We start from the raw sequence: 16,146 nt of genomic DNA on the forward strand, positions 1-16,146 counted from the left end.
TTAATTTTTTAATGAATGTTTTTATAGGTCGAGTGAACGTCAGAATAGTCTTTGATTGCTTTCCAATAATCATCAGGTGAGCTTGGTTTTGGTGTCCAGGTCGGGTCGGGAATGGTTTTCAGAGCTTCCTGCCAATGATCCTTAATCAAGGGAAGAAAAGCCTCATCAATCGTGCAATTAGAAAGTTGGTTGAGTGGTTTAAGGAAAATGTAGCCGTCCATAAAATCTGATAACCGGAAACCCTGATATCCCATAGAAAAGGAACTGTCATCACGGATGTTGCCCAACGGTGTCCCTGCCAAATCAAAACCTAATGGCATATTATTCTCTTGGAGCATTATTTTTTCTATGGCGCCATTCCCGGGACTTACAAAATAGGGGAGCTTGTTTGGATAATTGTATAATGGACGGTGCAGGATTATGGTAAAAGTTTTCTCTGGAAACTCTTTGTAGATGAGATTGCCGAAATAACCTTCTTCAAACCTTACAAATCCAGGAGATGTGTAATCATAAATCGAATTTCTGTATTTTGTAAATGCATGATTGAGACCTGTTAGAATCAATATTTTTTCATTTTTAGAAATAATCTCTTTCTTTACAATTAAAGTTCTGAAAGTTTCTGTGTTGCCTTTAGAAAATACTTTCTTCATATTTTCCGGCGTTTTCTGTCCGGAAAATGAAGACCAGTTATATTGATAACTTAGATTAATGATCCTGAATTTTTTAGCATTTTCTGGTAGGGTTTGGTTAAGTTTCCAGGCTGCTTTGTAGAGATCCATATATTCTTGATAAGCCCATCCGGAATTATAATCAAACATAATTTTTCTTATCCTGTTTTCATTATATTCTTTAGCATTGACTAAAGAGTCTACCTCTTCCTGATGTTCTGAGGCGCCAAATTCTACGCCTACATTATAAATTCCGTTTTTGTAAAGATGAGGAATCATCTGGTTTACAAATTCTACATTTTCCCGGACTCTGTGATCTTCGCCAAGAAAAATAATGTCGTTATTTTTAAATTTTGAGAGGACATAATCTTTAGGGTTTTGGTGCTTCTGTTTCAGATAATGGACGGATTCCTGAATTTCATTTTCTTGTTGTGCATTTGAAAACTGAACCAGAAAAAATGTGATAATGATTGTTTTAAATTTCATAACAGGCAAATTTTTGAGAATAGATTACACCGACAAAAATATCTGTCAAGGCTTATTAATACAAGGTTTTGGGACAGACAACTAATTAAAAGGGACAGAAAACATGGCACTGAAACAGAATACAAAATGTTTTGATATAAATGAATTAAATTTGAAAAAAAACTTTTTAAAGATGAACCTGATTTTTCTAACCTATCGCAAAAATCCCTTACTAAAACACTTTGTGTATTGGGTTTTGTTTGTCCTGTTTTGGGGATTTGTCTGGGGCTTGAGCGATTATGATTTTGGGAGAAATATCCTGATACAGATTAGTTGTCTGCCATCAAGGATGTTGTTGGTATATATCAGTTTGTATATTTTGATTCCAAGATATTTTGCAAAGAAAAAGTATTGGAAGTTTTTTCTTTTGTATATTCTCTTGGTTATGGTTATCAGTGTTGTTATCCAACGCCCATTGATGCTTTTCTATGTACAGCCAACCTATATGCCCGATTGGAATCATAGTAATTTTTTCGTGTCTTCTGAGATCATCAATACAGCTTTGGACATTAATATAGCTGCGATTCTTCCATTAGGTTATCAATTTTTGCACAGCTTTGAAACCCTTAGGGAAGATCATGAAAAATTAGCAGAACAGAACATCGGTCTTAATAAAACCAGAGAAATATCTATTGATCTGAAGATAGATAAGTCCATTCATAAAATTCTGATTAATGATATTGTTTACATTGAAAGTCAACGTAATAATATAAGAATCAAAATGAAAAATACAGAATTGGTTGTGCGACAGAATATATCGGCGATTCAGGCTATGCTTCCGGAAGAAAGATTTCTGCGGGTGCATCGCTCTTTCATCATTAATAAGAATAATATATCTTCATATTCTCCCAGCAAGGTTGAAGTTGGTAATGAAACTATTGTGATAGGCAGAAAATACAAAGAAGATGTGATGGAATTGTTAGGTTATTAAACAAAAAATCTCCTGATTCGGAGATTTTTTATTTTTGTTATGAATGAAAATCAGGATTTATCTTGAGATCATTCAGGTCCAACTGCATTTCCGCTTTTCTAATTTCTTCATCCTCATAATATTTTTCTTTCCTCATCTGGAAGATCTCGACTCTTTGTCTGTCATAGATTTCCTTTAATATCGTTTCGAATTTATCGATTTCCTGCGAAGTGCAATTGTTGCATTCCAGTAGATCTAATTGATTTTCGGTGTTCTCGGTTTCCATAGATATCTGCATCTGATAATTTCTCAACAGGTTGCTTTTTTTCAGGATATCGGTATAATTAGAATTAATGTGATTTAAGGCCAGTCTATTAAGTCTGATCTGTATCTGTGCTTCCTGTTGTTCCTGTGGCAAGACAACATCCAGCGGCGGGATATCCAGTTTTTTGACGATAAAAGGCAATGTAAGTCCCTGAACAACCAACGTTATGAAAATAACTATAAATGTGATGAATAAGATTAGGTTTCTATGAGGGAAAGCCGTTCCGTCCGGCAAAAGATAGGGAATAGAAAGAGCTGTTGCCAAAGAAACCACGCCTCGCATTCCTGCCCATCCAATTACAAGTGGACCTTTCCAGCCGGGATTCTGTTCTTTTCTTACAGATTTGAAAAGCCATCTTGGAACAAAAGCAGCCGGATATATCCATAAAAATCGGATGACAATAACAACAAAACTTATGATAACACCATATTTGATACCTTGAATCAGCGATGCTTCTTCCAGTTTATTAATAATTGAAGGAAGAGATAATCCGATTAAGATGAAAACCATAGCATTCATCACGAAAATGACCGTTGTCCAGACACCAAGCATATTAAGACGTGTATTGCCGTTTTTGAAGATCTCGTGAGATCTGTAAGAGATGAAAAGTCCACCTGTAACCACAGCCATTACTCCTGAAAAATGAAATTGTTCTGCGCCCAAATAAAGGATGTAAGGTGTCATTATTGTAAGTGCCGCATCAATTGCCGAAGTCGTGGGAAGAAAACGGTGGACCAGATACATCAATCCGCCACCAATTAATCCAAAGACAATTCCCATCCCTGCAACAAGAAAAAACTGCCCGACAGCCTCGTGCATAGAAAAACCCCCGGTCAAAATCGCAGCCAAAGCAAACCTGAATACAATAAGAGATGAAGCATCATTTACAAGACTCTCACCTTCCAAAATACTTACGATTCTTTTTGGGACTGGTAATCCTTTCAAAACGGTAGTTGCAGCAACAGCATCCGGCGGAGAAATAATGCCTCCTAAAAGAAATCCAAGTGCCAATGTAAATCCCGGAATCATAGCCCGAGAAAGATAAGCCACAATAACAGATGTTGCAAACACCAATCCAAATGCCAGCAAAGAAATAGGCCTTTTCCATTTCCAGAAGTCGTTCCAGGAGGTGTACCAGGCGGCTTCATATAAAAGAGGCGGGAGGAAGATCAGGAAAACCAATTCAGGATCCAGTTCTATCTCGGGGATGCCCGGTAATAAGCTGATAACCAATCCGGCGATAACCAAAAAAATGGGATAGGCGATTTTCATTTTCCGGGCAACCATTACCATCAGGAAAACGGAAAACAATAACGCCAGAATCAATAATAAGTTATGATGCATTGTATATAATCGTGATTAATTTTATTGTAAAAATATCATTCTATAAATTAAAATCCTAAATATTGACAGAATTAAATTATAAAGTAAATCCTATTGCCGGAATTTTAAATTAATACATTAATTATAAGTAAGTTATAGGCGTATTTGGTTAATAAGTTTTATTTTTAGGTTTTATAATTTAGAATGTCAAATTGTAACAAATTTCCCATTATCAATACATATAGAACAAATATTACTATCAAGAAATGAAAAAGATCTCACTTACAGCATTAATGTTAGCTTCTTTGGTAAGCACTGTTTCTGCTCAGAGCAAGCAACAGGCTCTGGAACTTAATCTTATGGATACTTCCGTTCGTCCGCAAGACGATTTCTATAACTATGTCAACGGAACCTGGATGAAAACTGCTAAAATTCCTGCGGATAAACCAAGCTGGGGTTCTTTCACGCAGTTGAGAGAAACTACGGATAATAATTCTCTTGTACTTTTGGACAACATTCTGAAAGAAAAATATGCAACAGGTACCGAAGGGCAGAAAATACAGGCGCTTTATGAGACTTATATGGATATGAACAAGCGTAATGCTGATGGTCTCAATCCCGTTAAAGCAGATCTTGCTAAAATTGATGGTATCAAAAATCTTGCAGACCTTCAAAAATATCTTGTTGATGCCACCAAAAGAGGCGACAATACTTTTTATGAATGGGGTGTAGATGGCGATCTTAAAGATTCTAAGATGAATGCCGTTTACTTAGGTGATGCATCTTTGGGTCTTGGAAGAGATTACTACCAAAAAGATTCTCCGAAGAATACAGAAACTATCGAGGAGTACAAAAAATATGTTGCACAGGTTCTTACAGAGATCGGATACAAAAATAGTACTGTAGTAGCAGGACAAATTGTTGATTTCGAAAAGAAAATGGCAAAAACACTTTTGACAAACGAGCAGATCCGTGATGCTACTTTACAATACAACCCGAAAACATTACTGGAATTAAAAGCATTGGTGAAAAATGTAGACCTTCCAAAATATCTTGCTGAGGTTGGCGTGAAAACAGACAAAGTGATTATCGGTGAGCTTGGTTATTATAAAAACCTTGATACATTCTTGACAGAGAAAAACATTCCTTTGATCAAGGATTATCTGAAATTTAATCTGGTATCAGGAAGTGCCGGTTACCTTAATCAGAAATTGGACGATATGAAGTTTGATTTCTACAGCAAATATCTGCAAGGCCAGAAAGAACAGAGAGCAATGAACAAAAGAGCTTTAGGTTTGATTAATGGTGTTGTAGGAGAGGCTTTTGGAAAGGTATATGTTGAGAAATATTTCACGCCGGAAGCTAAAGCGCAGATGCTTACTTATATCGATTATCTGAAGAAAAGTTTTGGTGTTCACATCAACGGTTTGACCTGGATGTCATCTACAACTAAACAGAAGGCTCTTGATAAGCTAAATAAATTTACAGTTAAGATCGCATACCCGGACAAATGGAAAGACTATTCTAAACTGAACCTTAAATCTGAAAAAGATGGCGGAACGCTATATTCTAACTTGGTCAATGTTTCCAACTGGCATTATGAAAAAGAATTAGAAAAAGTTGGTAAGCCGGTAGATAAAACAGAATGGGGGATGTCTCCGCAGACTGTCAATGCCTATTACAATCCGGTAAATAACGAGATCGTTTTCCCAGCAGCAATTCTTCAACCGCCTTTCTTCAACCCGAATGCTGATGCAGCTGTTAATTTTGGAGGAATTGGTGCGGTAATCGGTCACGAGATGACTCACGGTTTTGATGATAGCGGCGCTCAGTTCGATGGCGATGGTAATCTTACCGACTGGTGGACTGCCGAGGATAAAGCTAACTTTGAGAAAGCAACAAAAAGTTTGGCTTCTCAATATGACAAATATGAGCCTGCAAAAGATGTGAAGGTAAACGGAACATTCACGAACGGGGAAAATATTGCCGATCTTGGCGGTGTTAACATCGCTTATGACGCATTACAAATGTACCTGAAAGATAAAGGAGCTCCTGGTAAAATTGACGGATATACGCCGGATCAGAGATTCTTCCTTAGCTGGGCAACAGTTTGGAGAACTTTATCAACAGATAAGTATCTTAGCAATCAGGTAAAAACAGATCCGCATTCTCCCGGGTTCTTCAGAAGTTTCGGGCCTTTGGTTAATACAGAAGCATTCTACAAAGCTTTTGACCTGAAAGAAGGTGATAAGCTTTATAAAAAACCGGAAGAAAGAGTTAAAATCTGGTAAGATAAAATCAGATATCATAAATAAGTCCTGTGAATTTCGCAGGACTTTTTTTGGTGATTAAAATTTATTGATATTAATTATATAACTAATCATTAGGTTATTTCTGATTTTATAATCAATAATGTACAACACATAAATTGGCGAAATATTAAATGTTTTATGGAAGAAAAATCAGCTTTATTACTCTTCACTAAAGTATAAATATTACGGACAGAATATAAAAAAGCCCACTCAATTGAGTGGGCTTAATATTATTATAATTCTAAAGAATTATTTTTTGATCGCTTTGAAAGATTTTACACTTCCGTCTTCCATTTGAAGATTTACGATATATAAACCTGTTTTCAAGTTAGAAAGATTAAGTTCTGCTGAAGGAGCAAGAGTTTTAACCTGTCTTCCGGAGATGTCATTTACAGATACAGATTTAACACCTTTCACATCAGAGATCTTAAGAACATCTGTGAATGGGTTAGGATATACAGAGATGCTTGTGCTATCCAATAAAGTGTTTTTCTTTTTTAACTGATTTGTTAGCGGGAAACCTGTCTCATTAAAACTTGAACAAGTATCTGTGTTGCTAATATAAAATGAATGACTTTTCCCAGTTCCTGGTTCTAATAAAGTATTTGTTTCAAGTTTTATTCCTTTTTTTGCTTTGAAGTTAATATTGGAAGAGCCTGTAAAACTTTCATTCTGAATTTTAATATGTTCAGGAGAATTAACTAGCTCAAAATTCCATCTATTAAAATTTTTGTTTTCAATTAAAACTTCTCCTCCATTTGCAGGATTCATTTGCCAAGCCATTTTATTTGCCTTACCTGCGTCTAATCTACCTGCTCCTAAAAGTCCAGCAAAAGCTTGATTGAGTGGAATTTGATCTATATCTGCAGAAGTTAACTTTAGAATTGTTTCTGCTTCTAATGGAGAGAGACAATTGTTAGATGCAAATAAAAGAGATAATGCTCCTGAAACAATAGGCGCCGCAATTGATGTTCCCACAAAAGCTTGGGTAAAACATTCATCACAATCTGATCGGGGCATCGGAATTATATTACAAGCTGGTGCAACTATATCTACAGCATCATAATGTGAAAATGATTCTTCTTGTGTTGCATAATTATAGTAGTGAACATCTTTTACGTTTGTTGTAATTCCTGAATTAATTTCATTCAAATGTCCTACTCCGCTTACCGATATAACATTATCATAAGCTGCAGGATATACTTTATATGATGGTGAACCACATGGGTAGCTACCATTTCCAGCAGCTGCTACAAGAACTGTCCCATTATTATAAATTTCATTAATTGCTGTTTGGCTTTGAGGGATAGAACTACATGATTCTGCCCAACTCATATTTATAATCCTCGCTCCATTTGCAGACAATTTTTTAAGGCTATCCCAACTACTATCAGTTGTCACTAAAAGTCTATTGTTAAAGCCTATCGAAGATCCTCCAAAATTATTATCTGTTTTTGCACCTGCTAAGCCGGCAATCACATTTCCATGATGTCCTGGGTCAGTATTTGTTACAGTCTGGCCAGGTATGGTTGATATTTTATTCTCAAATTCTTTGTGAGTCAGACGAAAACCACTATCTGCAATACCAACAGTAATACTATCTCCTTTAGAATAATCCCAAGCCTCTCGTGCATTGATAAGATCCCAATGCGTATGCGCAAGATCATATGGCCACAAATAATAATCGTTAGGAGTATATAAAATATTTTTATAGTTTTCAACACTATATATTTTAGGCGTTTCCATTGTTTTTATTTCCAAAAATGGCTGATCTAAAATTTCAATTTTATTATAAGTAACAATATCGTTTTCATTTGAAGATATAAAATCGTTAAAATCAGTTACTGTTTTGAATTCTATAAGTGATGTATTTTTGAGAGATTCTGTTGTATATTCTGAGAAAGCTTCCTTATATTGTAAAACCTCTAACCTATGACTATTAAAGCTAATGATTTTTGTACTTTGATTTTGTCTTGTAATAACGGGCTTATTACTTGGATTGGCAAATTCTATATAGTACGTATATTTAATACTTTGGGAAGGAATAAAAATACAAAGCCATAATAAACCAAAAATAAAAATTTTTGTTTTCATACTTTTATTTTTTTATTATTGACTCCAATTGATTTATTTTCTTATTCTGCTCTATCAGATGTAATGTCAACTCTTCTACTTTTTTCAGAAGAAGAATGTTCATTTCTTTTAGTTCTATTCCATTTTTGATGGCCTCTTCTGTCGTTGGTACTTCTGGAAGGTGACCATTTATATTAATGTACTTTTCTACTTCCTGCAATGACATCAGTTTGTAATCTTTTGCAAAAACATAATCTGCCCAGCCATTTTCAGCTGCTATCTCTACTTTTACTTTTTCTGTTTTGATGCCGTCTTTTACGTATAATTTATAAGGATCAATTATGCATTCACCACCAAGATCTACGCAACCAATATCGGGCGTTGTATTTATAGTACCTATTGATATTTTACCGCTAATATTAATTCTCATTGCTTCGTTATTATCTACTTTAAAAACTAAAGATCTACTGTCTGTAGTACCAATAAAGTTGGGCCCTCCAACTGTTCCTGAATTTCCTGTTAAAGACCATTGTGCATTTGCAGATAATGTACATAGGATTCCCATTAGAATAATTATTTTTTTCATAGTATATAATTTATTTGTTTAATGATTCTCTAATTTATAACTTTATTTTTGGATGTAGTATATTAATTTTAACATAAAATTTAGTGATATTAATAATTAACAGATTGTTGATGTTGTATTTAATATGGATTCATAAAATCTAAATGAATTAATAAAGTATTAATAATAAAAAAGCCGCCTCGTTTTAAACGTGGCGGCTTGCATATTGAGATAATTCTAAAGAATTATTTTTTGATTGCTTTGAAAGATTTTACACTTCCGTCTTCCATTTGAAGATTTACGATATATAAACCTGTTTTCAAGTTAGAAAGGTTAAGCTCTGCAGAAGGAGCAAGAGTTTTAACCTGTCTTCCGGAGATATCATTTACAGAAACAGATTTAACACCTTTTACATCAGAGATCTTAAGAACATCTGTGAATGGATTAGGATATACAGAGATGCTGTTTTTGTTTACATCAGATACCGCTAATGCACTTTGATAATTGATTGTATAATCTTCTGCCTGACCGTTGATCATATTTGCACAAGCTGTCAATAGCGGCGTGTTAGGTGTAGTAGATGCCGTACTGCTAAAGTTGTATTTAATTCTCATGAATTTTTTTCCAAGGGAAGTTCCAGAAGGAATAGTAATGTTACCTGTCAAACTAACTGGATTAGTTGTTACACCTCCAATACTAACTTTTGTAGCAGCAGTATTAAAATACGCTTCTCCTACATCATCAAAATCACCATCGTTATTCCAGTCAATAAATACGGACATTGCCCATCCATTTGCTGTATTACCGTTAGTTGTACCTAAGATAGTCAATGGAACAGTAGTCACATTGTCTTTCACAACGAATTCTGTGGTTGTAAAGTCTTGATGAACAGGGAATGAACCAATAGTAGTAGCTGTTGGATCAGAAGTGTTTGTTGTTCCTGAGAAAGTTACAGATTTGATTGGTGCAATTGCAGTTGGCGCAGTAGATGTTAAAGGACCGCAATGTACAACAGATGAGTTTGTCATAAACATAATCTCCTGGCAACCTGTTGCATCTCCCTGGTCATTGGTAGCTACAATTTTTGCGTAGTAAGTTTTGTTAGGCTGAAGAGCAACATTTAATAATGTTGAGATTCCTACTACAGAAGTATTTACAACATCTGAACCGCCGGAAGTAGTCCCCACAGTGATTTTATATTGAGCAGCGTTTGGAACAACATTCCACGTCAAACCAACCGTTCCGGATGCAACTGTTGCACCGTTGGTAGGATTAGTAAATGCAGCACAGGCAGGAGGGGAAGTTACAACACTTTGAGCTACAGCTATGTCATCAATATAAAGTGTACCCACAGTTGATCCTGTTCTCGCCATCCAGCTTCCAACAGCATATGTTCTATTTGGGTCAAATGTTCCGGCAGGAATGGTAGCACTTACTGTACCGCACGTCGTAACTGCAGCTGCTGTAAGACTGACACCTGTCCCAACTGTAAAGATGGTATAGTTATTTGCATCTTCATTATATAATGCATAAGCAACATATAACGTTCCTGTAAGACCTGCCGATTTCTTATATTTTATGCTAAGATTCAAGGCTTGACCATTGTTGGTCTGTCCATTCATATCGCCTAATTCCAGAAGATCACCAAGCCAACCGGTTTGTGTAACGGTACTGCTGTAAGTTAATGCTCCTGAGGTAGTTCCACTACAAAAATTAGTAGTATCAAATGTACCGCCGCCAAATTGTAAAAGACCTGTAGGGTCTTCAAAATCTTGAGTGAAGTTAAGTTGGGCATTCACTCCAATACCTAATGCCAAAAGGCAAGAGAATAGAATTTTTTTCATAATATTATAAATTTATTAAAACTGATACGAATATAAAATAATTTTTCTTTTTAAAAAAGAATATTAACATTAAAAGCAGATAAAACTTACGATAATAAAAAAGCCGTCTCGTTTATTACGAGACGGCTTCATTATTTTAATAATTTATTTAAAATTATTTTTTAATTGCTTTGAAAGATTTTACGCTTCCATCTTCCATTTGAAGATTAACAATATACAATCCAGCTTTTAAGCTTGATAAGTTAAGTTCTGCAGATGGAGCAAGAGTTTTAACCTGTCTTCCAGACATATCGTTTACAGAAACAGATTTAACACCTTTTACATCAGAGATCTTAAGAACATCTGTAAATGGATTAGGATATACAGAGATACCTGCTTTGTTTACATCTGATACAGCCATTGTTGGACCAGAGATATTCAATGTGTAATCTTCAACCTCTCCGTAAGTAGATGTACCACAAGGAAGGGCATTATGACCTGTAGAAGAATCTGACATACGAACTCTCATACGAGTTGTTCCGGTAACTGCAGTTGTAGGGATAGTAATACTTCCTGTCCAAGGACCAACACCGATAGCTGATGTTAATACTAATTCTGTAGCATTATCAAAAACACCGTCTTTGTTATAATCGATCCATACTAAAGCAATATCAGTTGTCCATGCGTTTGCATTTCCTGTAGCTGTAAAGGTATAAGCATTACCTTTAGTTACATTACCAACAACTGAAGTGTAATCTGAATAACCAGTAAATACTGTAGAGCTGTTATTGATATCTGAGAAAGTTACGTTAGCAATTTTCTCAAAAGAAGTACTCGTATTAGTTGCACTTGCAGTACAATAAACTGCTGTACCTGTTGTGAAAGATGTTTCTGTACAACCTGTAGCGTCTCCGATACTGTTTGTAGGAACAACTTTTACATAGTAAGTTGTATTAGAAGCTAAAATAGGGCTATAAGTTGGTGCAGAAACTACAGTTCCGTTTGCAACATCTGTTCCTCCGGAAGTAGTTCCGATATAAAGTTTATATCCACTTGCTCCTTCAACACCAGCCCAAGTTAATACAGCTGGGTTTGGTGCAACATTGGTTGCGTTGTTAGCCGGCGTTGTAAGTGTTGCACATGCCGGTGCTGTAGTTGGGATAACAACATTAATAGTATAATCTTCTGTTTGACCATTACCCATAGCACCACAAGGATCAGATAATGCAGTAACTAAAGCAGTCGTAGAACTGTTGAAGTTATACTTGATTCTCATTCTTTTGGCTCCTGCAGTTGCAGTAGCCGGAACAGTGATGTTTCCACTTAAAACATTCGAAGCAATATTGTTTCCAATCAACGGTGCTGTTGTGAAATATTGCTCACTACTGTCGTTGAAATCACCATCGCCATTCCAGTCGATAAACGTAGTCATACCGAATCTGTTCCCTGCTGCTCCAGTACCTGTTACAGACAATGTATAAGTACTACCTACTGTAGCACTCAATACTGTACTTGTAAAATCTTCGTATGGAGGAAGTGATCCTGCTGTTGCTGTAGAAGTTTTGGTAACACCATTGAATGTAACCGAAGCAATTGGATAAACAGCCGTTGGTGCAGTAGTAGTTATTGGTCCACAATAAGCAATTGTGCTATTTGTTGTGAAACTGATTTCTGTACAACCCACAGCATCACCATTTAAGTTACTAGGAACAACTTTAGCATAATATGTGGTATTAGGTGATAAACTAACATTAAGTGTTGTACCCGCAACTACAGTATTTAAAAAGTTAGAAGCACCGGAAGTTGTTCCAATTGTTAATTTGTAATTCACCGCAGTTGGTACACTTGACCAAGCAAATGCTGCATTTCCTGCAGAAATAGTAGAAGCTGCAACTGGTGAAGTGAATGTTGAACAAGATGCTGGAACTGTAGTTACTACATCTTGTACTAAGGAGATGTCATCTACAAAGATGTTACCAGTACCACTGGTTCTTGTAGTCCACACCCCAATACCTGCAACCTGACCAGGCTGTATTGCTCCTGCCGGAACGTAAGCATCTAAAGCTGTTGTATTACAAGTAGTAATTGCAGCTGTAGTTAAGGTTTGAGCAGTTCCGATTGGGTAAATAGTCCATAAAGCCGTACCAGCATCATAAATAAAGTAAGCAAGACTTACTGTACCAACGATTCCAGCGCCTTTTTTATAGTTAGCTTTTACGTGAATCTGCTGGCCGTTTCCGGTTTGTCCAATTTGGCTAACATCTACCATGTAACCGGTAGAAGTAGTGGTTGAGCTTAATGCAAGCTGACCACCATAAACACCATTACATAATGCAGCAGCTACTCTGGTACCACCTCCAAACTGTTTGTAAATAGTTGTGTTGTACGCAGGATCTTCAAAATCTCCCGTGTAGGTGTACTGTGCGCTTGCACCAATACCTAGTGCTAAACAGCACGATAGTAAAAATTTCTTCATAATTATTTAATTGTTTTAAACGTAAAACAAATCTAATGATTATTTTCAATAAATTGAAGATACTGATGCAAAAAAAATATTTATATTGAAGTATTATAATAAAATACATAATAGCTATCGTATTTTACAAAAAAAACCGCCTTAAAAAGGCGGCTAAATAATAATATTAGTTTAAAATTTATTTTTTAATTACTTTGAAAGATTTTACGCTTCCATCTTCCATATTAAGATTGACAATATATAATCCAGCTTTAAGGTTAGATACGTTAAGTTCTGCAAATGGAGCAAGAGTTTTAACTTGTCTTCCTGACATATCGTTTACGGAAACAGATTTAACACCTTTTACATCAGAGATCTTAAGTACGTCTGTAAATGGATTAGGATATACTGAGATGCCTGTTTTGTTCACATCCGTTACGGCCAATGTAGGAACAATAATATTTAAAGTATAATCTTCTGCTTGTCCGTATCCGGCAGTTCCACTGGTTGCGGCAGTTGTTGTTCCACTGGAATAACAAGGGCTAAGCGCAAATGAAGTAGTTCCGTAATTTTTCTTGATTCTCATTCTTGTATTTCCTAAAGTTGCTGTAGCAGGAATAGTAATGCTTCCTGTTATAGTTTTGCCGTCTGCTCCGGTAGAATTTGTTAAAGCTACCGCTGTTCCGGCAGTTCCAAAGAATGTTTCACCAGAGTCTGCAAAATCACCATCTTTATTCCAGTCAGCAAAAACTAAGAATCTATCTGTGAAATTACCTCCCGTGTTTCCTTGGAATGTTATAGTATATGCTTTTCCTTGTTCTACTGTTGCAACTTTAGCAGTGTAATCTTCGTGAGATACTGTGGAAGTAGCTGCGGAAGCATTGGTCATATCAGAAAAAGCAACAGATGTAATAGCTTCTATACCACTGCTATATGTCAAACTACCATTACAATATGGAGAAAGTGGGTTTACCTTAGTTGTAAAATTGTAAATTGATGTACAAGCAGTTGACGACCCTGCAGAATTAACTGCAACTAATCTCCAGTAATACTGTGTGCCAGCTAAAAGAGCATTACTTGTTGCAGTACTAAAAGTAGCGGTAGGATTTACATAGTTTCCTATTTTGGTAGTTGGATTCGTAGTTGTGTCCATATATAGTTCATAATATGACACCGGTCCGCCTCCTGTAGGAGCTGTCCAATTTAAGGTAATAGCTGCGTTGTCCAGATTGGTAGCGTTATCTGCCGGCGTAGAAGGGCTTGGGCAGTTAGGGGCCACGGTTGGTGGAGTATCATTTACAACATTGTCAAACAATAATCTGAACATGTCAGCAGAAGTAGCGTGGAAACCAACATAGATGGTTTGACCTACATAAGGTGTAAGGTCAATAACAACCTGTGTCCAGGCATTTGGAGCCGGACCATTAGTTTTAAGGAATGTTGTAAAAGCTGCAGCTGTTGCGGTTGTAGTTGAAACTTTGACATCATAGTTTTCTACATAAGCAGGATCTTGATTTTTAACAAAAAAAGTTAATCTGTCATTTACCCCAGCAGTAACTGTAATCGATGGTGTCACCAGATAATCATCGTGAGCAACAGCGTCATAATTGATCTGCGCTGCATTTGGAGAGGTCAATACAGATCCCGGAGCTCCTGGTCCAAAAATGAATGTTGATGTACCGCCACCGTTTAAAACTGTCCAGCCGGCTGGAGCTGTTGTACCTGCGTCAAAATTTTCGGAGAATTGTGCATTAGCACCAACTCCAAGTGCTAATAAGCACGATAGTAAAATTTTCTTCATAATTGTATTAAAATATTTCAACAAAAATAATATAATTTTTGAAATAATAGCAATTTTTAATCAATAATTGTTATTAAATTTAATTTATAATATAATTATAGCGTATAATTTTCTTATTTTTATTTTAAATTGAGATTTCATAAGTATTTATATTTAATAATTATTTAGTCAGAATCAAATTATGTTGGTTTATGTAAAAAAATAATGTCATTTTTTGATGGATTTTAAAATTGTTATTTTGAATATGAAATACATTTGAGTTTTTATCTGTTTGAAAGGTTACAATTAATTCATAAAAAAAGCCAACTCAAATCTGAGTTGGCTTTCTTATGTTCTTTAATAAAGATTATTTTTTGATGAATTTTTTTACTGTTGTGGTTCCATTCTCTAATTGTAACTCTAACAAGTATACTCCTTTTTCAAGATTGGAAACATTAATTTTGTTCAAATCCGAATTTGAAATATTCACATTTTTACCGGATGCATCTACAAGTTTAACAGTTTTAATTTTAGAGTCAGCTTCTATGTTGATATATTCTGTTGCAGGATTAGGATAGATTTTGATTTTCACACCACCTGTCGCAGATACATCGCTTACAGCCAATGTGGCAGCGCTCACAGCACTCGCAACATAGTTATCAAAGCCTGCTGTTAAAGCACCACCACCAGTGTAAAGATCTACTTCTGTTGGCGCCTTGCCTACCGTCCCGGCAAATGGACCATACATTGTTGTACCGATTTTCACTTTAATCTCTCCGGTTACACTATTGTAATACATCACAATTGGCGTCCATGTGTTATTTGCAACACCGGTTGCTAATGGTTCTGTAACTGTTGCTGTATCGCCATCTGGTGTGTATGTTAAACCAAATGCTTTAGCAACATGGTCATATAAAACAGAACCAATCATAAAGTAAGCTGTTCCGTCTGCATAAAGTTGGAAAGAAGAGGCAGCAGTAGCAGCGGCAGTTGTACCCGTGTAAAAGTCACTGGAAATAACAGCAACATCGTTTCCTGATGTTCTATTTACCCAAGGTGTTGTTAAAAAGGCATCTTTGTATAACCACATACTTGCAGTAGTTGTTCTGGGAAGACTTAATGACCTTCCATAAGTCGCAACAGTTATTTCTGCAACTTTTGCCTGCGCAGCAGCACCGCCATCTCTGGACCAGCCACCTTGCGTTCCAAGATTCCCAATCGTATAACTGTTGAAGTTATCAGAATCTAATGTTTGTGAAAATGCTGCAGTCGATAATAATGCCGCAGTAAAAAGTAATGTTCTCTTCATAATTGTTTATTTTAATAAAATTTATTCAAAAATAATAAATATAATGCAATAAAAAAACAAAAAGAGTAATTTATTTTA

The 16,146-nt window shown here is 35.8% G+C and carries 10 protein-coding genes; 2 read left to right on the plus strand and 8 right to left on the minus strand.

Annotation, left to right across the window (positions count from 1 at the left end; translation table 11 throughout):
* Window positions 1-8 precede the first annotated feature (8 nt).
* Window positions 9-1,154 carry a hypothetical protein gene (locus ACFJGY_RS05445; protein WP_379968880.1) on the minus strand — a complete coding sequence of 382 codons (1,146 nt, stop codon included), beginning with the start codon at window positions 1,152-1,154 and terminating at the stop codon, window positions 9-11.
* 172 nt (window positions 1,155-1,326) lie between these two features.
* Between ACFJGY_RS05445 and ACFJGY_RS05450 the strand changes: the two genes are divergently transcribed.
* The gene (locus ACFJGY_RS05450; RefSeq protein WP_379968882.1) at window positions 1,327-2,124 is read left to right on the plus strand and encodes a LytR/AlgR family response regulator transcription factor; all 798 of its coding nucleotides are present in this window, start codon (window positions 1,327-1,329) and stop codon (window positions 2,122-2,124) included.
* 37 nt (window positions 2,125-2,161) lie between these two features.
* On the opposite strand, the gene ACFJGY_RS05455 is transcribed toward ACFJGY_RS05450, so the two are convergent.
* A complete protein-coding gene (locus tag ACFJGY_RS05455; RefSeq protein WP_379968884.1) occupies window positions 2,162-3,772 on the minus strand; it encodes a Na+/H+ antiporter in 1,611 nt (536 codons plus the stop codon).
* Window positions 3,773-4,017: 245 nt separating this feature from the next.
* On the opposite strand from ACFJGY_RS05455, the gene ACFJGY_RS05460 reads away from it, so the two are divergent.
* Window positions 4,018-6,042 carry a M13 family metallopeptidase gene (locus ACFJGY_RS05460; protein ID WP_379968887.1) on the plus strand — a complete coding sequence of 675 codons (2,025 nt, stop codon included), beginning with the start codon at window positions 4,018-4,020 and terminating at the stop codon, window positions 6,040-6,042.
* Window positions 6,043-6,312: 270 nt separating this feature from the next.
* Here the strand turns inward: ACFJGY_RS05460 and ACFJGY_RS05465 are convergent, their stop codons facing one another.
* The 6 genes from ACFJGY_RS05465 to ACFJGY_RS05490 form a co-directional block, all read right to left on the minus strand.
* Complete coding sequence (locus ACFJGY_RS05465) at window positions 6,313-8,157, minus strand: S8 family serine peptidase (RefSeq protein WP_379968889.1); 1,845 nt, start codon at window positions 8,155-8,157, stop codon at window positions 6,313-6,315.
* A gap of 4 nt (window positions 8,158-8,161) precedes the next feature.
* Window positions 8,162-8,701: a hypothetical protein gene (locus ACFJGY_RS05470; RefSeq protein ID WP_379968891.1), complete on the minus strand. Its 540-nt coding sequence runs from the start codon at window positions 8,699-8,701 to the stop codon at window positions 8,162-8,164.
* 245 nt (window positions 8,702-8,946) lie between these two features.
* Entirely contained in the window at window positions 8,947-10,545 is a 1,599-nt protein-coding gene (locus ACFJGY_RS05475) for a GEVED domain-containing protein (RefSeq protein ID WP_379968893.1), read from the minus strand.
* A gap of 154 nt (window positions 10,546-10,699) precedes the next feature.
* Window positions 10,700-13,000 (minus strand): GEVED domain-containing protein, encoded by a 2,301-nt coding sequence (locus tag ACFJGY_RS05480; RefSeq protein WP_379968895.1) that lies wholly within the window; start codon window positions 12,998-13,000, stop codon window positions 10,700-10,702.
* 178 nt (window positions 13,001-13,178) lie between these two features.
* On the minus strand, window positions 13,179-14,780 hold the full coding sequence (locus tag ACFJGY_RS05485; protein ID WP_379968897.1) for a choice-of-anchor J domain-containing protein: 1,602 nt from the start codon (window positions 14,778-14,780) through the stop codon (window positions 13,179-13,181).
* A gap of 346 nt (window positions 14,781-15,126) precedes the next feature.
* Window positions 15,127-16,068 carry a T9SS type A sorting domain-containing protein gene (locus tag ACFJGY_RS05490; protein WP_379968899.1) on the minus strand — a complete coding sequence of 314 codons (942 nt, stop codon included), beginning with the start codon at window positions 16,066-16,068 and terminating at the stop codon, window positions 15,127-15,129.
* Between the last annotated feature and the right edge of the window lie 78 nt (window positions 16,069-16,146).

This window comes from Epilithonimonas sp. UC225_85 (assembly GCF_042695135.1).
GTDB lineage: Bacteria > Bacteroidota > Bacteroidia > Flavobacteriales > Weeksellaceae > Epilithonimonas.